19 protein-coding genes and 1 pseudogene are annotated in these 22,012 nt (G+C 74.6%); 12 read left to right on the top strand and 8 right to left on the bottom strand.

Going from position 1 to position 22,012, the window contains the following annotated elements:
* Nucleotides 1-161 precede the first annotated feature (161 nt).
* From ACLGIH_RS30820 to ACLGIH_RS30805, 4 genes are all read left to right on the top strand, one after another.
* A complete protein-coding gene (locus ACLGIH_RS30820; protein WP_416528560.1) occupies nucleotides 162-599 on the top strand; it encodes a DUF6643 family protein in 438 nt (145 codons plus the stop codon).
* Between the two features lie 42 nt (nucleotides 600-641).
* A complete protein-coding gene (locus ACLGIH_RS30815) occupies nucleotides 642-1,469 on the top strand; it encodes an MOSC domain-containing protein (RefSeq protein ID WP_416528559.1) in 828 nt (275 codons plus the stop codon).
* A 151-nt stretch (nucleotides 1,470-1,620) separates the two neighbouring features.
* Nucleotides 1,621-2,142: a hypothetical protein gene (locus tag ACLGIH_RS30810; RefSeq protein ID WP_416528558.1), complete on the top strand. Its 522-nt coding sequence runs from the start codon at nucleotides 1,621-1,623 to the stop codon at nucleotides 2,140-2,142.
* A 162-nt stretch (nucleotides 2,143-2,304) separates the two neighbouring features.
* On the top strand, nucleotides 2,305-4,746 hold the full coding sequence (locus ACLGIH_RS30805) for a right-handed parallel beta-helix repeat-containing protein (protein WP_416528557.1): 2,442 nt from the start codon (nucleotides 2,305-2,307) through the stop codon (nucleotides 4,744-4,746).
* Here ACLGIH_RS30805 and ACLGIH_RS30800 read toward each other — a convergent pair.
* Nucleotides 4,716-7,031 carry a hypothetical protein gene (locus ACLGIH_RS30800; protein ID WP_416529520.1) on the bottom strand — a complete coding sequence of 772 codons (2,316 nt, stop codon included), beginning with the start codon at nucleotides 7,029-7,031 and terminating at the stop codon, nucleotides 4,716-4,718. The genes ACLGIH_RS30805 and ACLGIH_RS30800 overlap by 31 nt on opposite strands.
* Nucleotides 7,032-7,450: 419 nt before the next feature.
* Between ACLGIH_RS30800 and ACLGIH_RS30795 the strand changes: the two genes are divergently transcribed.
* Complete coding sequence (locus tag ACLGIH_RS30795) at nucleotides 7,451-8,272, top strand: DeoR/GlpR family DNA-binding transcription regulator (RefSeq protein ID WP_416528556.1); 822 nt, start codon at nucleotides 7,451-7,453, stop codon at nucleotides 8,270-8,272.
* 195 nt (nucleotides 8,273-8,467) lie between these two features.
* Here ACLGIH_RS30795 and cds1 read toward each other — a convergent pair whose 3' ends face one another.
* Nucleotides 8,468-9,634 carry an L-cysteine desulfhydrase Cds1 gene (gene cds1, locus ACLGIH_RS30790; RefSeq protein ID WP_416528555.1) on the bottom strand — a complete coding sequence of 389 codons (1,167 nt, stop codon included), beginning with the start codon at nucleotides 9,632-9,634 and terminating at the stop codon, nucleotides 8,468-8,470.
* 344 nt (nucleotides 9,635-9,978) lie between these two features.
* Between cds1 and ACLGIH_RS30785 the strand changes: the two genes are divergently transcribed.
* The gene (locus ACLGIH_RS30785; RefSeq protein ID WP_416528554.1) at nucleotides 9,979-10,302 is read left to right on the top strand and encodes a hypothetical protein; all 324 of its coding nucleotides are present in this window, start codon (nucleotides 9,979-9,981) and stop codon (nucleotides 10,300-10,302) included.
* Nucleotides 10,303-10,486: 184 nt separating this feature from the next.
* Nucleotides 10,487-11,017 (top strand): ATP-binding protein, encoded by a 531-nt coding sequence (locus ACLGIH_RS30780; protein ID WP_416528553.1) that lies wholly within the window; start codon nucleotides 10,487-10,489, stop codon nucleotides 11,015-11,017.
* A 269-nt stretch (nucleotides 11,018-11,286) separates the two neighbouring features.
* Here ACLGIH_RS30780 and ACLGIH_RS30775 read toward each other — a convergent pair.
* Nucleotides 11,287-11,597, bottom strand: a pseudogene (locus ACLGIH_RS30775) (SHOCT domain-containing protein).
* Nucleotides 11,598-11,688: 91 nt separating this feature from the next.
* Between ACLGIH_RS30775 and ACLGIH_RS30770 the strand changes: the two are divergent.
* The gene (locus ACLGIH_RS30770) at nucleotides 11,689-11,982 is read left to right on the top strand and encodes a hypothetical protein (RefSeq protein WP_416528552.1); all 294 of its coding nucleotides are present in this window, start codon (nucleotides 11,689-11,691) and stop codon (nucleotides 11,980-11,982) included.
* Nucleotides 11,983-12,008: 26 nt separating this feature from the next.
* Here ACLGIH_RS30770 and ACLGIH_RS30765 read toward each other — a convergent pair whose 3' ends face one another.
* Together ACLGIH_RS30765 and ACLGIH_RS30760 are read right to left on the bottom strand one after the other, a co-directional pair.
* On the bottom strand, nucleotides 12,009-13,247 hold the full coding sequence (locus ACLGIH_RS30765) for an ROK family protein (RefSeq protein WP_416528551.1): 1,239 nt from the start codon (nucleotides 13,245-13,247) through the stop codon (nucleotides 12,009-12,011).
* Nucleotides 13,248-13,275: 28 nt separating this feature from the next.
* Complete coding sequence (locus tag ACLGIH_RS30760; protein ID WP_416528550.1) at nucleotides 13,276-13,926, bottom strand: alpha-ketoglutarate-dependent dioxygenase AlkB family protein; 651 nt, start codon at nucleotides 13,924-13,926, stop codon at nucleotides 13,276-13,278.
* Between the two features lie 74 nt (nucleotides 13,927-14,000).
* Here ACLGIH_RS30760 and ACLGIH_RS30755 point away from each other — a divergent pair, with 74 nt between their 5' ends.
* A complete protein-coding gene (locus ACLGIH_RS30755; protein WP_416529519.1) occupies nucleotides 14,001-15,170 on the top strand; it encodes a methyltransferase in 1,170 nt (389 codons plus the stop codon).
* On the opposite strand, the gene ACLGIH_RS30750 is transcribed toward ACLGIH_RS30755, so the two are convergent.
* Nucleotides 15,136-16,095, bottom strand: a complete 960-nt coding sequence (locus tag ACLGIH_RS30750; protein WP_416528549.1) for a class II fructose-bisphosphate aldolase — start codon at nucleotides 16,093-16,095, stop codon at nucleotides 15,136-15,138. The genes ACLGIH_RS30755 and ACLGIH_RS30750 overlap by 35 nt on opposite strands.
* A gap of 17 nt (nucleotides 16,096-16,112) precedes the next feature.
* Complete coding sequence (locus ACLGIH_RS30745) at nucleotides 16,113-16,994, bottom strand: SIS domain-containing protein (protein ID WP_416528548.1); 882 nt, start codon at nucleotides 16,992-16,994, stop codon at nucleotides 16,113-16,115.
* Between the two features lie 126 nt (nucleotides 16,995-17,120).
* Here ACLGIH_RS30745 and ACLGIH_RS30740 point away from each other — a divergent pair, with 126 nt between their 5' ends.
* Entirely contained in the window at nucleotides 17,121-17,900 is a 780-nt protein-coding gene (locus ACLGIH_RS30740; protein WP_416528547.1) for a DeoR/GlpR family DNA-binding transcription regulator, read from the top strand.
* Nucleotides 17,901-17,912: 12 nt separating this feature from the next.
* On the opposite strand, the gene ACLGIH_RS30735 is transcribed toward ACLGIH_RS30740, so the two are convergent.
* On the bottom strand, nucleotides 17,913-18,866 hold the full coding sequence (locus ACLGIH_RS30735) for a hypothetical protein (RefSeq protein WP_416528546.1): 954 nt from the start codon (nucleotides 18,864-18,866) through the stop codon (nucleotides 17,913-17,915).
* A 232-nt stretch (nucleotides 18,867-19,098) separates the two neighbouring features.
* On the opposite strand from ACLGIH_RS30735, the gene ACLGIH_RS30730 reads away from it, so the two are divergent.
* Together ACLGIH_RS30730 and ACLGIH_RS30725 are read left to right on the top strand one after the other, a co-directional pair.
* On the top strand, nucleotides 19,099-19,383 hold the full coding sequence (locus tag ACLGIH_RS30730; protein WP_416528545.1) for a heavy-metal-associated domain-containing protein: 285 nt from the start codon (nucleotides 19,099-19,101) through the stop codon (nucleotides 19,381-19,383).
* A 75-nt stretch (nucleotides 19,384-19,458) separates the two neighbouring features.
* Entirely contained in the window at nucleotides 19,459-21,720 is a 2,262-nt protein-coding gene (locus tag ACLGIH_RS30725; RefSeq protein ID WP_416528544.1) for a heavy metal translocating P-type ATPase, read from the top strand.
* Nucleotides 21,721-22,012 lie beyond the last annotated feature (292 nt).

Here is a 22,012-nt window from a genome sequence, read left to right as displayed (position 1 = left end):
CAACCCGGCCGGAAACCGGCCTTTATCAGAAAATCATGCCTCGCGTCTGCCCTTTTTCGACATGTTCGCTCGCATTGGGGATCCCAGGTCACGGCGGACACGGAAAACAACCCTCTTATCGGTCTCCCCAACCAGCACATCGTGGGCTTAACTTATGTGCCATGACGTCCCCCCGCTCCACCTATGGCGGCGGCTACTACTCCGCCTCCTTCCCGGACACCCCGATCTACGACTCGCTCGTGGCCGAGCGGGGCACCCCGCAGATCGCCCCGATCCGGGTCCCCGCCGCGTACGACGCGCCCGGCAGCCATCTGCCGGCACTCCCGTCGGCGATGCCGGCCCTGCCGGCGGCCCCGTCCCAGCCGTCCTACGGCTATCCGCAGGCGCCCCAGCCGGCACCGCTGCACCAGGCGCCCACCGCCTACATCCCGCAGCAGGCCACCGCGCCACGCGGCTACCCCGGCCCGCAGCACCCGCAGCCGCCGCGCCCGGTCGCGCCCGGCCCCGCGGGGTACGAGGCGATGCGTCCCGCCGCGCCCCGGCCCGCCCCGGCGCCGTACCAGGACCCGTACAACAACCAGCAGTACCGCGGCTACTGAGCCGTCCACCGGGCCGTCGGTGCCGCCTGGCACGATGACCCCATGGGGAACACGCGACTGCAGTCGATCCACGTCCATCCGGTCAAGGCGTTCCGGGGCCAGTCACTCCGGGAGGCCGTCGTGGAGCCCTGGGGGCTGGCCGGTGACCGCCGCTGGATGCTGGTCGACGACGGGGGAAAGGTCGTCACGCAACGAGGGCAGCCGCGTCTGGCGCTGGCCGCCGCCGAGCTGCTGCCCGGCGGCGGCCTCCGGCTGTCCGCGCCCGGCGCACAGCCGCTGACGGTGCCGGTGCCGCGCCCGGCGGGCACGGTGTCGGTGGAGCTGTTCCGGGACAAGGTGGAGGTGGTCCCCGCCGAGGGCGAGGCCGCGCACGCGTGGTGCAGCGACTACCTCGGGACGGCTGTGCGCCTGGTGCACATGGACGACCCCGCCACGCGACGCCCCGTCGACCCGGAGTACGCGCTGCCGGGCGAGACCGTCTCCTTCGCCGACGGCTACCCGCTGCTGGTGACGACGACGGCCTCGCTCGACGCCCTCAACTCCCTGATCGCGCGGGGCGACCACCCGGACGAGGGGCCCCTGCCCATGAACCGGTTCCGGCCCAACGTGGTGGTGTCGGGCACCGGCGCCTGGGCCGAGGACGACTGGTCGCGCATCACGATCGGCGAGGTCGCCTTCCGGGTCGCCAAGCCGTGCGGCCGCTGCGTGGTGACCACCACGGACCAGGCCACGGCCCGGCGCGGCCGGGAGCCGCTGCACACCCTGGGACGGCACCGCCGCAGTGACGGCAAGCTGGTCTTCGGGCAGAACCTGGTGCCTCTCGGCCCCGGGACGGTCCGGGTCGGCGACCCGGTCACGGTCATCGAGTGACACGACCGCCCCCGCACGTCCGCATCCGGGAACCCGGCTCGCGAACCACGCGTTCGGCCTGTGTGAGTTCCTGAGAGGCCGCCGAAGCCGGGGGGCGGTCCGGGCCGCTGCGGGAAGGGGGGTGCGGGAAGGGGGCCGGGGGGCGCGGACGGTGCGAGCGGTCGGCGGACTCCGGCGCCGGCGGCACACTCCGCTGCGCCGCACCACCGACCTGGTCGAGGCCTGGCCGGGCCTGACGGCGCTGCCGCTCATCCTGTGCGTCGCACCCGTGGCCGGCACGGTCGTCGTCGGCATGGCCCAGGACTCCTTGCAGCGGTCCGTGCGCGGCCAGCACGCGTCCCGGCACCTCGTGACGGCCACCCTGGTGAGGGAACCCGACCGTTCCGCGCCGGCGGTCGACCCGGAGACGACCGCCGCCGGTGACCCGCGCAGCCGCGTCCTCGCCGGCTGGACCGACCGGCAGGGCCGCAGGGTGCCCCGCCCCCTCGGCTCCCCCACGGCCGCCACCCACGCGGTCCTCGCCGGATCCGGCGCCGCACTGGTGACCGCGGCCGTCGTCGAGACCGCCCGGCGGATCGTCCTGTGGCGCATGGTCCTGCGCCGGTACGCCCGCCTGGACCGGGCCTGGCACCGCGCGGGAGGGGACCGGGGCCTGACCGGCGCGGGCAGTTGACGGGGTTGCGCCTCCGGTCAACCCCCCGCCTGCGCGCACGCTACGGTGTAGCGGCCGGACCCGATTCGGCTGACGACCCGCGGGCGAGGAAGCCGCAGGGGCCGCAGCGCCCTGCCGGCGAACGACGCCATCAGTACGACGAGGTGGGGGCACAGCAACGCCATGGCACAGGGCACCGTCCAGGTGACGCACACCGGCACATCGCGGTGGCGGCGCCGCACGGGTGAGTACGCATCGCTCGCCGCCGCCCTGGAGGCCGCGGCCGACGGTGACGTCCTCACCGTCGCCCCGGGCACCTACCGGGAGAACCTCGTCGTCCAGCGGGCGGTGACCCTGCGCGGCCCCGAGGGGGCCCACGGCTCGGTGCGCATCGCGCCCCCGGACGGGGTGCCGCTGATCGTGCGCGCCTCGGCGGTGGTGCAGGACCTGCACGTCGAGGGGCAGGACCCGACGGCGCCCGCGGTGCTCGTCGAGGCGGGCACACCGGAGCTGCTGGACCTGCGGGTGGTCACCCGGTCCGCCTCCGGGATCGAGGTGCGCGGCAGCGCGCGGCCGACCGTGCGGCGGTGCACGGTCGACAACCCGGCGGGCATCGGCATCGCCGTGGCCGACGGCGGGGGCGGGGTGTTCGAGGAGTGCGAGGTCGTCGCCGCCGGGCAGGCGGGCGTGGCGGTGCGTACCGGCGCCCACCCGCGCCTGGAGCGCTGCCGGGTCCACCACGCCGCCGGTTCGGGGCTGACGGCGACCGGTGAGCACTCCGCGCTGGAGGCCGTCGGATGCGAGGTCTACGAGGTGCGGGGCAGCGGCGTGCAGATCACCGCCCGCGCCACCGGCCACCTCACCGACTGCGACGTGCACCGCACCACCGCCGACGGCGTCACGCTCGACACCGACGCGGTGCTGACGCTCGCCGACTGCCGCATCCACGACATCCCGGAGAACGCGGTCGACCTGCGCTCCCGCTCGGTGCTCACCCTGACCCGCACCAGCGTGCGGCAGTTCGGCCGCAACGGACTGTCGGTGTGGGACCCGGGCACGCGCGTGGACGCCAACCAGTGCGAGATCTTCGACAGCACCGGTGACTACCCCGCCGTGTGGGTCAGCGACGGCGCCACCGCGGTGCTGGACTCCTGCCGGGTGCACGACGTGCCGGACGCGCTGTTCGTGCTGGACCGCGGCTCGCGCGCGGACGTCGTCGACAGCGACCTGTCGCAGGTGCGCAACACGGCCGTGTCGGTGAGCGACGGAGCCACCGCCCAGCTCGACGACTGCCGCATCCGGGACGCCGCGACCGGCGCCTGGTTCCGGGACCACGGCAGCGGCGGCACCCTGAGCAACTGCACCCTGGACGGCACCCGGACCGGTGTGATCGTCACCAAGGGCGCCGACCCGACCATCGAGCGCTGCACGGTCGACTCCCCCGCCGAGGCCGGCGTCTATGTGTCGGCGGGCGGGCGCGGAAGCTTCCTGAACTGCCGGGTGACGGGCAGCGGAGGCTACGGCTTCCACGTGATCGACGGTTGCCGTACGACGCTCAGGAAGTGCCGGACGGAGCGCTGCGCGCGCGGCGGGTACGAGTTCGCGGAGGCCGGCCAGGACACCTCGTCCTTCGACGGCGGCCCCCTCGTGGAGGACTGCACCAGCGACGAGAGCGCGGGCCTGCGCACGCCCCCGGCCCGGGAGACGGTGGTGCAGACGGTCGACCGGACCCCCGGGCTGCTGGGCTCGATCCCGGGGCAGCGCAGCCCCGAGCAGGAAGCCCCGGCCCCGGCCCCGGAGTCGGGAACGCCGGCCCGGACCTCGAAGGTCGTGCTCGGTGAACTGGACGCGCTGGTGGGCCTGGAGAGCGTCAAACGCGAGGTGCGGGCCCTCACCGACATGATCGAGGTGGGCCGGCGCCGGCAGCAGGCGGGGCTGAAGGCCGCCTCCGTCAAACGCCACCTGGTCTTCACGGGCTCCCCCGGCACCGGCAAGACGACGGTCGCCCGCCTGTACGGCGAGATCCTCGCCTCCCTCGGTGTCCTGGACAAGGGCCACCTCGTGGAGGTCTCCCGGGTCGACCTGGTCGGTGAGCACATCGGCTCCACGGCGATCCGCACCCAGGAGGCGTTCGAACGGGCGCGCGGGGGCGTGCTGTTCATCGACGAGGCGTACGCACTGTCCCCCGAGGACGCGGGCCGCGACTTCGGCAAGGAGGCCATCGACACGCTGGTGAAGCTGATGGAGGACCACCGGGACGCGGTCGTGGTGATCGTCGCGGGCTACACGGCGGAGATGGAGCGGTTCCTGTCCGTCAACCCCGGCGTGGCCTCCCGCTTCTCACGGACCATCACCTTCGGCGACTACGGCCCCGAGGAACTGCTGCGGATCGTGGAGCAGCAGGCCGAGGAGCACGAGTACCGGCTGGCGCCGGGCGCCGGTGAGGCGCTGCTGACGTATTTCACGGCGATCCCGAAGGGCCCGGCGTTCGGCAACGGCCGTACCGCGCGCCAGACCTTCGAGGCGATGGTGGAGCGGCACGCGAGCCGGGTCGCCCAGCTGGCCGACCCCAGCACGGACGACCTCACGCTGCTCTACGCCGAGGACCTGCCCGAGCAGCCCTGAGGCCCGCCGTCCGCACCCGGGACCGACGTTTGACCCCGTGCAGGCGGCCCGCCCGGCGCGCCCTGCTCCCCCGGCACCGGCGGCCCGGCGGTCTCGCGCGGGGCCGGCACCTCCGGGCGCAGCCGGGCCAGCAGCCGCTGCCGTTCCTCCGCGAAGGCCGGGTCGGCCTGGTAGTCGGAGTGGCCGAGGACCGGCGCGGGCAGCGGATGCGCGTCGGTACGGCCGTGGGCGAGGGGGTCCTTGAGGGGTTCGCGGTCCACCGCGGGACCGCGCTCGCCGGGCAGTCGCACCGGGCCCCCGATGGGGTCGGTGAGCCGGTACAGGTTGCGCCAGCAGTCGACCTCCCGGTGCAGGGAGCCGAGCGCGGCCGGTCCGAAGTGGGCCGGGAACCAGCGGCCGTACAGGCGCTCCAGCGGGGAGCCGTAGGTGAGCAGGCCGACGCGTCTGCGGGCGGACGGCGCCAGTTGCCAGGCCGCGGCTGCGGCGAGCACGCTGCCCTGGGAGTGGCCGGAGATGACCAGCCGCCCGCCGGTGGTACGGGTCCAGGTCGCCATGCGCCAGGTCAGGTCGGGCACCGCGCGCTCGGCGTAGCAGGGCGGGGCGAAGGGGTGGGCGGCGCGGGGCCAGAAGGTGCCGACGTCCCACAGGATGCCGATGGTGCGCCGGGCGGAGGCGTCCTTGTAGGCGCGGCGGCCCCAGGTGACGAACAGTATGAAGCCGAGGCCGATCAGCCAGGAGCCGAGGGCCTGCGCGGTCTGGGCGGCGCCGTGGACGAAGGCGGGCGTGTCGCGGGCGGCGACGGCCGGGGCGCGGTCGGTGGCCAGGGCGCCGACGAGGGCGCCCGCCCCCGCCAGGAGGGTCGCGGCGGAGGTGACGGCGACGACGAGGGGCGCGCGGTCGGTGAGGGTGGCCATCGCGCGGACGGTGGCGATACGCCGGGTGCGTGCGGTGTCGCCGGGCTCGTCGGGGTGGTCGTCGGCCACGGCGGCGCGCTCGGCACGGGCCAGCCGCCAGGTGCGCAGGGCGAGCGCGGCGCACAGCAGCAGCAGGAGCAGGAGCAGCGGAGGGATCACGGACGCCTGCCAGGTCAGCAGGACCGGGGGTCCGGGGAGGGCGGCACCGGTGCCGTCCAGCCAGTCCGACATCCGCTGGGAGACACCGCCGGACATCACCCCGCCCAGGGCGCAGGCCAGCATGGCGACCGCCGGGCCGCCGAGGCCGCGCATCGCGGCGCGCGGGTCGGCGCCGGTGCGGTGCAGCAGGTGGGCGACCACGCCGAGGGCGATGACGAGCAGGCCCTGCACCAGGGCGATGCCTCCGAAGGTCGCGTCCCCCGGCAGCCGGCCGGTCGAGGCCCAGCCCGGACGCTCCCAGCCGGCGTACAGCACGGTGAGGGCGAGCAGGCCGAGGGCGGCGAAGGGCAGGCGGCGCACCAGGTGGTCGTCGAGTGTCCGGTCGAGGCGGTTCTCGCTGCGGCCCCGGCGGCAGACCACGCCCACCACGAGGACGCCGCCGGCGATCAGTACGGCCTCCAGCGCCCAGCCCAGCGTGTCGAGCACGGCGGGCCCGCCGGCCCGGCGGTCGAAGCGGGCCGCCGGTGCGCCGACCGCCGCGGCGACGGTGAGCAGGCCCGCGGCGGTGTGCGCGGCGCGCAGCCGGGCCACCAGCCGGCGCCCGTACCAGAAGCCGGGCCGGCCGAGCGCGGTGGGCCCGGGCTCCTCGTCGGCGTCGGCGGTGCGGTCCAGCGGCTGCTGGGACTCGTACGCACGCCAGGTGCGCAGCGACAGGTACCACAGCAGGCCGGTGAGCGCGGCGGGTACGGCGGCCGCTAGGGCGAGCCTGCGGCCGGGCGGGCTCCACCAGCCGCCCGATCCGGTCGGGGACAGAAAGCCCAGCCAGGAGTGCCGGTCGGCACACGCGCGCGTGCCCGCGCACTGCCAGGCGACGAGGTCGAGGGCGACTTCGCAGGCCGCGGCGACCAGCAGCACGGTCAGGCTCAGTCCGGCCAGTCGCACCAGCACTCCGTACAGCCGCACGGTCCGGTCCCGGCGGTGGGCGGTGGGCCGCATCCAGTGGGCGAGGTTGACCACCATGAACGGCAGGAGCAGCAGCCACAGCGCCCGGGTGCCGTTGCCGGAGGTGAGGTTGCACCAGACGTACGCCTCGGGCACCGGGCGGCCCCGGTAGTCCTCGGGGCGGGCCTCGGCGTCGGCGTCCTCGGTGCGGCGGAACAGGGCGGCGACGTCGTCGCCGGTGATCCGCACCGTGCGCGGGTCGTCGAGCATCCGCTCCGGTGTCGTACCGCCCACTCCGTGGACCAGGAGTTCCAGTGCGGTGCCGGTGCCCCCGGCCCGCGGTCCGGGCCGGTCCGTTCCGCCCGTGGCGACACCCTGCTGGGTCTGTTCCACTGTCCGCACTTCCCCCGTGACGCGCCGTCGGCTGTGTCCGTGCGGGCACCAGGATCTCCGCTGAACGGGCCGCGCACACCCCTCGGCACGGAATCTCCCCGAATCGTGCGACGGACGGCGCACGGATGAGGCAGACGTGGCATGTGCGCGTCGGTCGGTGGTGGCACGCCCCGGGGCGGGGCGTGCGAGGATGGGGCGTCCGCGCACCGGGGCGGGGAGAATGTCCTCGTCGGGGCAGGTGCGCAGGGTGTGTCGGACCGCATGTGCATGTTTGAGGCGAAAGGACCGGAAGCGACGTGAGTGAGAATCAGAACCTCCTCGCGGAGCAGCGCCGCGCCCTGATCATCGACGAGGTCCGCCGCCGGGGCGGTGTCCGGGTCAACGAGCTGACCCGCAGGCTCGGCGTGTCGGACATGACGGTGCGCCGCGACCTCGACGCGCTCGCCCGCCAGGGCGTGCTGGAGAAGGTGCACGGCGGCGCGGTCCCGGTGGCCGAGGCGAGCACGCACGAACCGGGTTTCGAGGCCAAGTCGGGCCTGGAGCAGAGTGCCAAGGAGGGCATCGCGCGGGCCGCTGCCGAACTGGTCGCGCCGGGCGCGGCGATCGCGCTGTCGGGCGGTACGACGACGTATGCGCTGGCGCACCGGCTGCTGGACGTGCCGGACCTGACGGTGGTGACCAACTCGGTGCGGGTGGCCGACGTCTTCCACGTGGCGCAGCGCACCTCGGGGGCCCGGCCGGGCACGGCGACGGTGGTGCTGACCGGCGGGGTGCGCACCCCGTCCGACTCGCTGGTGGGGCCGGTCGCCGACCAGGCGATCGCAACGCTCCACTTCGACGTGCTGTTCCTCGGCGTGCACGGGATATCGGTCGAGGCCGGGCTGTCGACGCCGAATCTCGCGGAGGCCGAGACCAACCGGCGGCTGATGCAGTCGGCGCGACGGGTCGTGGTGGTCGCGGACCACACCAAGTGGGGTGTGGTGGGCCTGAGTTCGTTCGCCGCGCTGGGGCGGGTCGACACCCTGGTGACCGACGCCGGGCTGCCGGCCGAGGCCCGCGCGGAGGTCTCGGAGCATCTGCGGGTGATCGTGGCGGGCGAACCGGACGACGCCGGCTGAACGACGCGTCACCGGTTCGGGGCTCGGCTTCGCCGGGGCCGCTCCGGTCCGTCCGGTCTTCGCACGGGAGACCTCCGCCCGGCACGGGCTTCCGGGCCCTCGCCGGGGACGTGCCGGGCCGGGTGGCTGGTTCTCCGCGGTGACGTCACGCCCGTCCACCGGTGAGGGGGCCGGGGCGGCCCTTCCGCCGCGCGGTCACCTCGCCGGACCGGCGCCCGGCCCCTCCGCGGCACCGCCCGCGCCGGGCCACACGCCCGTGTGCAGCAGGGACTCGATGGCGGCCGTGTACGGGGTGATGTCCAGGCCCTGTTCGGCCAGCCAGGCGTCGGAGTAGTACTTGTCCAGGTACCGGTCCCCCGGGTCGCACAGCAGCGTCACCACGCTGCCCTGCCGCCCTTCGGCCACCATCTCGGCGACGATCTTCAGTGCGCTCCACAGTCCCGTGCCGGTCGAACCGCCCGCCTTGCGGCCGATGGCCCGTTCCAGGGCCCGTACGGCGGCGACGCTGGCGGCGTCGGGGACCTTCATCATCCGGTCGATCGCGCCGGGCACGAAACTCGGTTCCATGCGCGGCCGGCCGATGCCCTCGATGCGGGAGCCGCAGTCGCAGGTGACGTCCGGATCGCCGGTCGTCCAGCCCTCGAAGAAGCAGGAGTTGTCCGGGTCGGCGACACAGATACGGGTGTCGTGCTGCATGTAGTGCACGTAGCGGGCGAGGGTCGCCGAGGTGCCGCCGGTGCCGGCCGTGGCGACGATCCAGGCCGGTTCGGGGAACCGTTCCAGCCGGAGCTGCCGGAAGATGGACTCGGCGATGTTGTTGTTGCCGCGCCAGTCCGTGGCCCGTTCGGCGTAGGTGAACTGGTCCATGTAGTGGCCGCCGGTCTCGGCCGCCAGCCGGGCGGACTCCTCGTACATCTTCCGTGAGTCGTCCACGAAGTGGCACCGGCCGCCGTGGAATTCGATCAGGCGGATCTTCTCGGCGCTCGTCGTGCGGGGCATGACGGCGATGAAGGGCACGCCGATCAGCTTCGCGAAATACGCTTCGGAGACGGCCGTGGAGCCGCTGGACGCCTCGATCACCGGGCGGTCCGGGCGGATCCAGCCGTTGCACAGACCGTAGAGGAAGAGCGAGCGGGCGAGGCGGTGCTTGAGGCTGCCGGTCGGGTGGGTCGACTCGTCCTTGAGGTACAGGTCGATGCCCCAGTGTTCCGGCAGGGGGAAGAGCAGCAGGTGCGTGTCGGCGGAGCGGTTGTTGTCCGCCTGGACCTTGCGGACGGCTTCTTTCAGCCAGGCCCGGTAGGCGGCGTCGCTGCGGTCGACGTCCAGGGTGTGGCCGGTTCGGATCGGCTGGGAGGTACTCACGGCGGGGCTCCTTACGCTGCGCGCCGATGGCGCGTCGCGCGCCCGACACACCGATCATAAGCACCTTCGGCACGCTTCTCACCTGCATAAACGCCCCTTTGAGCGCCCCCAAGGCGCCCCTGGGGACGGGGGCGCAGGGGTGGCAGGGGTACACATGCTCGTATGCATCGTGCGCCCCCCGGAAGCAGGCCACGCGGGCTGGTGCTCCGGCTCCGGGTGGGGGCAGACTGCACCGGGCGGGGCGGACGTCCCGCCACGGGCGCACACTGGAGCACGACACGAGCCGGTACCGGCCCAGGCGGAGTACGGTCCGGCGCACCGACGCGCTACGAGGGGGCGGCGGCATGGCGGAGCCAGAGTTCACGGCCACCGGGGTGCGGATCGACAAGCGCCTGCGCTCGCTCACCCGGGCCGGGCAGGTCCGGATCAGCGGCGGCAGGCTGGAGTTGCTCACCAGCTACGGCACCGAGATCGACAGTGCGCCGGTGCAGGCGGTGCGCGCTTCCAGGCCCTGGTTCGCGGCCGGGGACCGGGCACTGGCGGACCTGGGCGGCAAGCGGTACCTGCTGACCCTCAAGGAGAACGACCCCGCGCCGGGCGAGCCGGGCCCGCCCGCGGCACACCGTTTCATCGAGGCCGTACGCCGGGCGGCGGGGCGCAGCGGCTGAACATGTCCGTAAGTTGCGGTGCCTCACCCCTTGCGTCACGCTGGTCTCACGTCACTCTGGGTTTACCGGCGATAACGCTGCGAACCAGCCCGCCGGCCATGACAGCAGGCGGTGGTATGACGCAGGCGCCTGCTGGATCCGAACGTCGTGTTCTTCCGGACCTCTATGTCGGGGAGTCGCAGCCGTGATCAGTCACCCAAGCAGGCACTGCACGGTGGAGCTCCAAGCCCTGCCGTCGCGGATCGGCCAGGTCCGCAGAATCGTATCTGCGCAGTTGCGCTACTGGCATCTTGATTCCCTGATCGACCGGGCGGCGCTCGGTGTGACGGAGTTGCTGACCAACGTCCACCTCCATGCCCGCCCCGACAAGACGTGCACCGTGGAGATCGAGCTGCTGCTCGACCGGGTCACGGTCTCGGTGCACGACCACGACCCGCGTCTTCCCGTGGTGGACGACGCCGATCCGCTCGCGACCACCGGGCGCGGCCTGGCCATGGTGGCCGCGATGAGCGAGAGCTGGGGTGCCCGGCCGGACGGCGAGTCCGGCAAGGTCGTCTGGTTCACGCTGCCCACGCCCGCGTCCGCGCCGCCCGCCGTCGCGCGCCCGCCGCGGTGCCTGGTCGAGGAGGTGCCCGCCGACGCGTTCGCCAAGGTCGGGCCCGTGGGCCTCGGCCGGCCGCAACCCGCTCCCGCCCGGTCGGCCGTTGCCGGCTGACCGGGCGGTGACCCTCCTCACGCCCGGAGCGGTCACCCGGCGGCGACGGCCCGCAGCAGGTGCGGGCGGGCCGCACGCCGGGCCGGCCGAAGCCCCGCGAGGGCGCCTGCCGCGCGCCCCGCCGGGGCCACTGCGCCGCTCCGCGCGGGCGGTGGTGTCGCCACCGGGGCACAGCTGCACGGCGCCAACGCCCTCGGGCGGCGGCCCATGTGACGCACCTTCACGGCGCCGACGCTCCCGGGCGGCGGCCCGTGTGACGGGCGGCGCGGTCATACCGGGCCGTCCTTGCCGGTCCGGCCGAACTGCTCGTCCAGCACGGACAGCCGGCGCCAGTACTCGTCCTCGTCGATCTCGCCGGAGGCGAAGCGGCGGCCGAGCACGGCGACGGGCGAGTCACCCGGCGGGCGGTGGCCGGCCGCCGCGGCGCGCCACGGGCCAGGCCCTCGCCGCCCACGCCACACGGTGCGGTGCAGCAGCGCCACGGCGCCGACGACGACGGCCGCCCAGATCAGCGCCAGATCAGCGGGAAGAACAGGATCCACGGGGGTATGTACCGGTCCACTTCTCGCTCTGGGCCCACGGGGCGCCCCGGACGGCCGGCGGTGACGTGTACCGGGTCCCGCACCTGTCGGCGCCGGGGCTGGAGGCGTTGGGCCCCGGGAGCGTCGGAAGTGAGTGCCGTCCGGACGGTGCCCGGGGATGTGCTGCCGGGCGAGTCGGGCGTGTGCGACGCCCACGACCACGGGTTCCTCGCCAGTCCGTGGCTGCCCGGCCGGGAAAACGGTCGACGTCTGAGCGGCCCGCGGGGAACCGGCCGCGTTCCGGGCGCCCGGCGGGGCGCGGTGGTGCGGTTGACGCCGTACGGGCTCGGCGGACGGGCCGCGGATCCACCGCCGCTGTCCCGGGAGACGGAGGTGCGCCTGGTGGCCTCGACGGGGCTGCACCAGGACGTCCGCACCGGGTGATCCTCGGCCGCCTCAAGCGCCTGGTCCTAGGCCAGCGCCCCCAGCGGGTCGTCGAGGACCGGCTGCCAGGCCAGTTCGGCGGCGCCGACCAGGCTGTTGTGGTCGAGAGTGCAGGGCAGGATGGGGACGCCGCCGCTCTGGCCCCACAGGCTGCGTTCGGCGACCACCGCGCGCAGGCGCTCGGGGTCGGCGTCGAGCAGGGTGCGGTGCAGGCCACCGAGGATGATGCGGTCGGGGTTGAGGATGTTGACCAGGCCGGCCAGGCCGAGGCCCAGGCGGTCGATGAGGGACTCGGCGGCGGTGCGGACGGCCGGGTCGGTGTAGTGGCCGCGGATCAGGTCGTTGGCCTGCTGGAGCAGGGAGACCTCGGGGCCGGGCTCGCGGCCGGCGGCGGTGAGGAAGGCCAGCGGGTCGGCCTCCACGTCCAGGCAGCCGCGGCTGCCGCAGTGGCAGGAGCGGCCCTCCGGGTTGACGGTGAGGTGGCCGACCTCCAGCGCGAGGCCCGAACTGCCCGTGTGCAGGCGGCCGTCGAGGACCAGGGCGCCGCCGACCCCGCGGTGGCCGGTGGCCACGCACAGCAGGTCGCGGGCGCCGCGCCCGGCACCGTGCCGGTGTTCGGCGAGCGCGGCGAGGTTGACGTCGTTGGCCGCGAACGCCGGGCCGTCGAGGCCCGCGGCGCGCACCTGCTCGGCGAAGATCCGGCGGACGGGCGCGCCCGCGGGCCAGGCCAGGTGCAGGGGGTTGAGCGCGAGGCCCTTGGGTTCGGCCACCGCGGACGGTACGGCGAGGCCCGCGCCGACACAGCGCCGCCCGGTCTGCCGCAGCAGCCCGGCGCCCGCCTCGACGACCGAGCCGAGCACCTTCGCCGGGTCGGCGTCGACGACCTCACAGCCGGGCGCGGTGGCGACGATCCGGCCGCCCAGTCCGACCAGGGCGGCCCGGAACCCGTCCGCGTGCACCTGGGCGGCGAGGGCGACCGGGCCGTCCTCGGCGACCGCGAGCCGGTGCGAGGGGCGGCCCTGCGAGCCGGCCGCCGCGCCGGGCCGGGCGTCCACCCGGATCAGGCCGAGCGCCTCCAGCTCCGCGGCGACCGCGCCGGCGGTGGCCCGGGTGACGCCGAGTTCGGCGGTGAGCACGGCGCGCGTCGGGGCCCGTCCGGTGTGGACGAGCTCCAACGCGGGCCCGAGCGCACCACGCCCCCGGTCCAGCCGCGTCCTGGAGGTGGTCCCGTCCCCCGCCGCCCGGGGGTCCGCCTTGCCGCTCATGAGGCCGAGTCTCCCATGATCCGGTCGGCTACCGGCCGCTGACCCGTAGCGTGACGTTCAGCCGGCCGGTCAGCCCCAACTCCGGCGGCGCGGTGCCCGCGTGCACCCGGGGGACGCCGTGATGGGCGAAGCGGGAGGGACCGCCGAACACGAACAGGTCGCCGCTGCGCAGCTCGACGTCCGTGTACGGGCGGGTCCGCGTCTCGGTGTTGCCGAAGCGGAAGTCGCAGGTGTCGCCGAGGCTCAGGGACACCACCGGCGCGTCCGACCGCTCGTCGCTGTCGCGGTGCATGCCCATGCGGGCACCGGCGTCGTAGAAGTTGATCAGCGCGATGTCGTACGCCGCTCCCGTCGCGGCCTCCGCGCCGAGCGCGTCGGCCACCGCGCGGCGGCCCAGGTCGCCGAGCCAGGCGGGGAAGGGCTTGACGGGCTCACCGTCGCCGTCGACGACGGTGCGGGCATAGCCGTACGGATACCAGTGGAGGCCCAGGCACACCTGGCGGGCGGTCATGGTGCCGCCGCCGGGGGTACGGACCGTGCGGAGCCCGGCGGGCGGGCGGGCCCACTCCCTGCAGGCCGCCAGCAGCCCGCGCTGCCGCTCGGCGTCCAGCCAGTCCGGTACGTGCACCGCGCCCGGCGCGACCTCGTCCCGGACCCTGGGGAACAGCTCGGCGTCCATGCCCCCATCCTGCCGGACAGGGCCTGAGCTGCGGCTCGGCTAGCCTGGACGCGATGAACGACCGCACCGACCGTATGACGACACCGTGGGGCGAGTTCCCGCTGGCCCGGTTCCCCGAGGACCCGCGCGAGCGCCTGCGCGCCTGGGACGCCTCCGACGCGTACCTGCTGAGGCATCTCGCCGAGGAACGGGTACCGCTGTCCGGCACGGTGGTGGTCGTCGGCGACCGCTGGGGGGCGCTGGTCACGGCGCTGGCGGCGCACGAACCGGTGCAGATCACCGACTCGTACCTCGCGCAGGAGGCGACCCGGGCCAACCTGGCGCGCAACGGTGTCGCACCGGGCGCGGTGCGGCTGCTGACCACGCAGGACCCGCCGCCCGCCCGGATCGACGTACTGCTGGTGCGCGTGCCCAAGAGCCTGGCCCTGCTGGAGGACCAGCTGCTGCGGCTGGCGCCCGCGGTCCACGCGGGCACGGTCGTCGTCGGCACCGGCATGGTCAAGGAGATCCACACCTCCACGCTCACGCTGTTCGAGCGCGTGCTCGGACCGACCCGCACCTCCCTCGCCGAGCAGAAGGCCCGGCTGATCTTCTGCGCGCCGGACCCCGCGCTTCGGCGGCCCGCCAACCCCTGGCCGCTGACCTACCGGCTCCCCGAGGGCATCGGCCCGGTCTCCGGCCGGACCGTGGTGAACCACGCGGGCGTCTTCTGCGCCGACCGGCTCGACATCGGCACCCGGTTCTTCCTGGAGCACCTGCCGGACCGGCCGCCGCGGGACGGCCGCGCCCGGCGGGTGGTGGACCTCGGCTGCGGCAACGGCGTCGTCGGCACGGCGGTGGCGCTGGCCGACCCCGGCGCCGAGGTCCTGTTCACCGACGAGTCCTTCCAGGCGGTGGCCTCGGCGGAGGCGACGTACAAGGCGAACGGAGTGCCCGGGCACGCCGAGTTCCGGGTCGGCGACGGGCTGACCGGCGTCCCGGACGGCAGTGTCGACCTGGTGCTCAACAACCCGCCGTTCCACTCCCACCAGGCGACGACCGACGCCACCGCGTGGCGGATGTTCACCGGTGCACGGCGGGTGCTGCGCCCGGGCGGCGAGCTGTGGGTGATCGGCAACCGCCATCTGGGCTACCACGTCAAGCTGCGGCGGGTGTTCGGCAACAGTCAGCTGGTGGCGAGCGACCCGAAGTTCGTGGTGCTGAAGGCGGTCAGGCGGGGCCCGTCCGGTCGACGACGCGGATGATCTCCGTGACGGTCCGCACCATGGCCTGGCGCCCCACGGTCAGATAGCCGCGGGAGTCGACCGCTTCCGGGTTCGCCGCGAGGTACTCCCTGACGGCGCCGGTCATGGCGGCGTTGAGGGCGGTGCCGACGTTGACCTTGGCGATGCCCCCGGCGACCGCCGCGGCGAGTTGGCCGTCCGGGACTCCGGAGGAGCCATGCAGCACGAGCGGCACGTCCAGCGCGGCCGACAGGCGCTTGAGGAGGTCGTGGTCGAGGGTGGCGGTGCGGGTGGTCATCGCGTGGGTGCTGCCGACGGCGACGGCCAGGGCATCCACACCGGAGTCGGCGACGAAGGCGCGGGCCTCGGCCGGGTCGGTACGGGCGCCGGGCGCGTGCGCGTCGAGCGGCGGGCGCGCACCGCGTCCCCGCTCAGCCGAGCGCCCGCTCCCCCGCTCAGCCAAGCGCCCGCTCCCCCACCCGCCCGGGCGCCCGCTCCCCCACCCGCCCGGCCCGGCTTTGCCGCCGACCTCGCCCAGCTCCGCCTCGATCCACAGCCCCTGGGCGTGCGCCCAGTCGGCGGCGGCGCGGGTCGCGGCCAGGTTCTCGGCGTACGGCAGCCGGGAGGCGTCGTACATCACGGAGCTGAACCCGGCGTCCGGGGCCTGCCGGAGCAGGCTGTCGCTCTGCACATGGTCCAGGTGCAGGGCGACGGGCACGCTGGCGCGTTCGGCGGCGGCGACGGCGGCGCGGGCGAGCGGCAGCAGCCGTCCGTAGCGGAACTTCACGGCGTTCTCGCTGACCTGGAGGACGACGGGCGCGGCCACGGATTCGGCGCCGGCGACGACGGCCTCGACGTGCTCCAGCGTGATGATGTTGAAGGCGGCGACGGCGGACCGCGCGGCGGCGGCGCGGGTGACCAGGCCGCCGGTGGTGGCGAGGGGCACGGGATGTCCTTCGGGCGTCAGGGGGCGAGGATCACCGAGCGGGTGAGGTGGCGGGGCCGGTCCGGGTCGAGGCCGCGGGCGGCGGCGACGGCTACGGCGAGCCGCTGGGCGCGGACCAGTTCGGCGAGCGGGTCGAGGCCGCCGGCCACCCACAGTCCGCCGGTCCGCCGGACCTGTTCGGCCAGTCCCTCGGGCGGTTCGCCGAGCATCCAGGTGGCCGTGCCGTGGGTAGTGATGCTGATGGGGCCGTGCCGGTACTCCATCGCCGGGTAGGCCTCGGCCCAGGACAGCGAGGCCTCGCGCATCTTCAGCGCCGCCTCGTTGGCCAGCCCGACGGTCCAGCCCCGGCCGAGGAAAGTGAACTGGGTGCACTCGACGAGTCCCGCGGGCAGCTCGGCGGCGAGCGCGGTGCGGGCGTCGGCGACAGCCGCGTCGGTGTCCCGGCCCAGGTGGGCGCGGAGCAGGGTGAGGGCCGTGGTGGCGAACCGGGTCTGCACCACCGACCGCTCGTCGGCGAAGTCCAGGACGACCACGTCGTCGGCGGCCGCCATCACGGGCGTGTCCGGGTCGGCGGTGATCGCGACGGTGCGGGTACGGCCCCGCAGCCGGCCCAGCAGTTCCAGTACTTCGGTGGTGGTACCGGAGCGGGTGAGGGCGACGACGCGGTCGTACGCGCGGCCGGAGGGAAACTCGGAGGCGGCGAAGGCGTCGGTCTCGCCGTGGCCGGCCTCCTCCCGCAGTACCGCGGCGGCCTGGGCCATGAAGTACGAGGTGCCGCAGCCGACCACGGCGACCCGCTCCCCCCGCGCCGGAAGTGCCGCGCCGTGCTGCGCGGCCTCCACCGCGGCGCGCGTCCAGCACCCGGGCTGGCTGGTGAGTTCGTCCTCGACGTGCGTCATCCCGCACCCCTCCCTTAGCGGTGACTATTACTGCAAGGTATAGCGGCTTTTCGAGCACAATCAAGCATTCAGCGGGAGATCGTTGTGCGCTAGGGTCGATCGAGGACCGAGAGACGGAGGGTGCGCATGTCGCGCGACGCCCGCTGGAAGGCACTGCTGGAGCTGCTCGTCGAACGCGGCCGGCTGGATGTCGACGAGGCGGCGACCGAGCTGGAGGTGTCGGCCGCGACCATCCGCCGCGACTTCGACCAGCTCGCCGAACAGCAGATGCTGGTGCGCACGCGCGGCGGCGCGGTCGTGCACGGGGTGTCGTACGAGCTGCCGCTGCGGTACAAGACGGCCCGCCGGGCCTCGGAGAAGCAGCGCATCGCGAAGGCGGTCGCCGATCTGGTGGCGCCCGGCGAGGCGGTGGGGCTGACCGGCGGCACGACCACCACGGAGGTGGCGCGTGCGCTGGCCGTGCGCAGCGACCTGGCGTCGGGGACGCCGGCGCTGACGGTCGTCACCAACGCGCTCAACATCGCCAACGAGCTGGCGGTGCGGCCGCAGTTCAAGATCGTGGTGACCGGCGGGGTGGCGCGGGCCCAGTCGTACGAGCTGATCGGGCCGCTCGCGGACGGGGTGCTGGGCCAGATCACCCTCGACGTGGCGGTGCTGGGCGTGGTCTCCCTCGACGTGGCGCACGGCGCCGCGGCCCATGACGAGGCGGAGGCCGCGATCAACCGGCTGCTGTGCGAGCGGGCCGAGCGCGTGGTCGTCGCCGCCGACTCCAGCAAGCTGGGCCGACGGGCGTTCGCCCGGATCTGCCCGGTCGAGGCGGTGGGCACGCTGGTGACGGACAGCGCGGCCGACCCGGACACCGTGCGGCGGTTCGAGGAGGCCGGGGTCCGGGTCGTCGCGGTGTGAGCGCGGGGCGCGTCAGTGCCCGTGGCCGTCGTCGGGGTGCGTCTCCGGCGCCGGTTCCGGCGTGGTGGACGCCTGTCCGGCGCGCACGGTGAACGCCGCCGTGTGCACCTCGCCGCCGTGCTGGAAGTCCAGGAAGAGACGGTAGGTGCCGCCGGTGGGCGCGGTCGCCGTGAAGGAGATCTCCGGGCCGGGCTTCGTCCTGCCGTCGCCGGGTTCGCCGTTCGGGTGGACGTGGAGGTAGGCCAGGTCGCCGGAGCGCAGGGCGACCAGGTGGCCGTACGCGCCGAGGTAGGGCTGGAGGTCGGTGACGGGCTCGCCGTCGCGGCTGAGCTTCAGGGTCAGGCCGGCCGGCTCGCCCGGGCGCAGGGTGCCTGACAGGTCGACGCGGTAGTCGCCGACCCGGGCCGTGCCGGCCGGCGCCGGGAGGTTCGCGGGCGCGTAGCTTCCGGAGGCCGCGAGGTCCGCGCCGAGGGTGAGGTTCTGCGCGCCCTTCCGCTGCGGGGTGAAGTCGGCGAAGACCCGGTAGCCGCCCGCGCGGGGCAGCTCGACGGGCGTGCTCCAGGTGCCGTCGGCGGCGCGGGTGGGGTGCAGGTGGCGGTAGGTCACCAGGTCGCGCGAGGCCAGGATCAGATGCAGTTCCTTGCCGTGCTCGCGCCGGTAGTCGGTGACGGCGCGGCCGTGGTCGTCGCGGACGGTGAACCGGAGTTCGGTGCGCTGCCCGGCGGTGACGCGCGGGGTGGCGAGGTCGAGCGTGTAGCCGTTCTCCGAGATCTGCAGTCCGCCGGCCGGGGTGCTGTCGTGGCCCGCGTGCTCCGTGGGCGCCGGGGCCGACGGGCTGTGCCGGTCGTGCGGGGCGGGGGCGGTGTCGGCGACGACCGGGTCGATGCCCCGGCCCACGCCGTAGGCCGTGCCGAAGGTCGCGGCGAGTGCGGCGGCGAACGCGGTGATCCTCAGTCCGGTGCGCATGGCGGTCGTCTCCTCGTTCCTCCCGGCCTCCGCTCGTTCGGGAGGCGCTTCATGCAGCTCACCATACCCCTAGGGGGTACCAAGTCAAGCGGATCACGGGCTTGCTTCCTTTACCCCCCAGGGGTATACATGACCCCGGCGGCACGGATACCCCCTGGCGGTATCCGCGCCGGTATCCCCATCCATCTCCGGTCCATCCGCATCCGTGCGGCACCACCCACAGGAGGGCCCCATGCCTTCGTCCTGCTGCTCCACCGACGGCCAGCGCTCGACCACCGCGACCGCCGTGACGGCGGCCGTCGAAGCCGTCACGACCACGTACGCCGTCTCCGGGATGACCTGCGGCCACTGCAAGGCCACGCTCACCGAGGCGATCGGCGGGCTGGACGGCGTGACCGGGGCCGACGTCGACCTGGACACCGGGCGGGTGACCGTCACCTCCGCCGCCGCCCCGGACGACGCCGTCATCGCCGAGGTGGTCGACGAGGCCGGCTACGAGCTGACCGGTCGCCTCTGACCGACCCGCACTCCCCCGTACGCGCCGGGACCCGCACGCCGGGTCCCGGCCGAGGACCCCGTATCAGGAGCAGCCATGACCACCCGTACGACCGACGCCCCGGCCGAGATCGAACTCGCCATCGGCGGCATGACCTGCGCCTCGTGCGCGGCCCGCATCGAGAAGAAGCTCAACCGGATGGAGGGGGTCACCGCCACCGTCAACTACGCGACGGAGAAGGCGAAGGTCAGCTACGGCGGTGACGTCTCCGTCCCGGACCTGATCGCCACGGTCGAGGCGACCGGCTACACCGCCCACGAGCCCGAGCCCCCGCGCACCGAGCCCGCGCCCGAGGCGGGGGCCGGCGAGGGGCCCGACGGGCTGCGGCCGCTGCGGCAGCGACTGGTCACGGCCGTGCTGCTGGCCGTGCCGGTCATCGCGATGGCGATGGTGCCGGCGCTGCAGTTCGAGTACTGGCAGTGGCTGTCCCTGACACTGGCGGCACCCGTGGTGACGTACGCGGCCTGGCCCTTCCACCGGGCCGCCCTGACCAACGCCCGGCACGGCGCGGCGACGATGGACACGCTGATCTCGGTGGGCACGTCGGCGGCGTTCCTGTGGTCGCTGTGGGCCCTGTTCTTCGGCACCGCGGGCACGCCGGGGATGACGCACCCCTTCGAGCTGACCATCGCCCGTACGGACGGCGCCGGGAACATCTACCTGGAGGCCGCCGCCGGAGTGACCGCGTTCATCCTGGCCGGGCGGTACTTCGAGGCCCGGTCCAAGCGCAAGGCGGGTGCGGCGCTCAGGGCCCTGCTGGAGCTGGGCGCGAAGGACGTCACGGTGCTGCGGGACGGCGGCGAACAGCAGATCCCCGTGGGTGAGCTGCGGGTCGGCGACCGCTTCCTGGTGCGTCCCGGCGAGAAGATCGCCACCGACGGGACGGTGGCCGAGGGCTCCTCGGCGGTGGACGCGTCGATGCTCACCGGCGAGTCCGTGCCGGCGGAGGTGGCGGTGGGCGACGCGGTCACCGGCGCCACGGTCAACGTCGGCGGGCGGCTGGTGGTGGAGGCCACCCGGGTCGGCGCGGACACCCAGCTGGCGCGGATGGCGAAGCTGGTGGAGGACGCGCAGAACGGCAAGGCGGCGGCGCAGCGGCTGGCGGACCGCGTCTCCGGGGTGTTCGTACCGGTCGTGATCGCACTGGCGCTGGGCACCCTGGGCTTCTGGCTCGGCAACGGGGCGGGGCTGACGGCCGCGTTCACCGCCGCCGTCGCCGTGCTGATCATCGCCTGCCCCTGCGCCCTCGGACTGGCCACGCCGACCGCGCTGATGGTCGGCACGGGGCGCGGGGCGCAGCTCGGCATCCTCATCAAGGGTCCGGAGGTGCTGGAGTCCACCCGGCGCGTCGACACGGTCGTCCTCGACAAGACGGGCACCGTCACCACGGGCCGCATGGCCCTGCTGGGCGTGCACACCGCCGACGGTGTGCCGGAGGCCGACGTGCTGCGCCTGGCCGGTGCGCTGGAGCACGCCTCGGAGCACCCGGTCGCGCGGGCCGTGGCGGACGGTGCCCTGACGAGGCTGGGGGCGCTGCCCGCGCCCGAGGACTTCGCGAACGTACCGGGTCTGGGCGTGCAGGGCGTGGTGGACGGCCATGCGGTGCTGGTCGGGCGGGAGCGGCTGCTCGCCGAGTGGGCGATGCGGCTGCCGGCGGAGCTGGAGCGGGCGAAGGCCGAGGCGGAGTCGGCCGGGCGGACCGCCATCGTGGTCGCCTGGGACGGGGAGGCGCGGGCGGTCCTGGAAGTCGCCGACGCGGTGAAGGACACCAGCGCCGAGGCGATCCGCCGGCTCCGCGGTCTCGGGCTCCGGCCGATCCTGCTCACCGGCGACAACCGGGCCGTGGCCGAGTCCGTCGCCCGCGAGGTGGGCATCGCCCCGGAGGACGTGATCGCCGAGGTGCTGCCGCAGGACAAGGTGGACGTGGTCGAGCGGCTGCAGGCCGAAGGCCGTTCGGTCGCCATGGTCGGCGACGGGGTCAACGACGCCGCCGCGCTCGCCCGGGCCGACCTGGGGCTGGCCATGGGCACCGGCACGGACGCCGCGATCGAGGCCGGGGACCTGACCCTCGTCCGGGGTGACCTGCGCGCCGCGGCGGACGCCATCCGGCTGGCCCGCCGCACCCTCGGCACGATCAGGTCCAACCTGTTCTGGGCCTTCGCCTACAACGTGGCCGCGCTGCCGCTGGCGGCGGCCGGACTGCTCAACCCGATGATCGCCGGGGCGGCGATGGCCTTCTCCTCGGTGTTCGTCGTCGGCAACTCCCTGCGGCTGCGGTCCTTCCGCGCCACCGCGTGACCACCCGCGACAAGGGTGAACCGCCACCCGGCGTTCCGTCTCACACGGACGCCGGGCGGCTTGCCCGCAGGAAGCCGTCGAGGGGCGCTGCTGCTGCGCCCACAACGCCGGGAGGGCCGGATCTGCGCCGTCGCCGGACGCCGGGCCACCGGCCCTCGGCCCCGGCTCGCCCCGCCGTCCGGGCACGCGCGGGGTCAGGCCCGCAGGGCACGGGAGCGATCGAGGAAGTCCGCGATGCGGGGGTGCGGCGGAAACCCCGCGCATCTCGGCGGTCAGCTTCCGCAGCAGGCGG

Origin of the sequence: Streptomyces hamibioticus (assembly GCF_047946815.1) — a bacterium.
In the GTDB taxonomy this organism is placed as follows: Bacteria; Actinomycetota; Actinomycetes; order Streptomycetales; family Streptomycetaceae; genus Streptomyces.
This window is presented reverse-complemented; position numbering and strand designations above follow the sequence as displayed.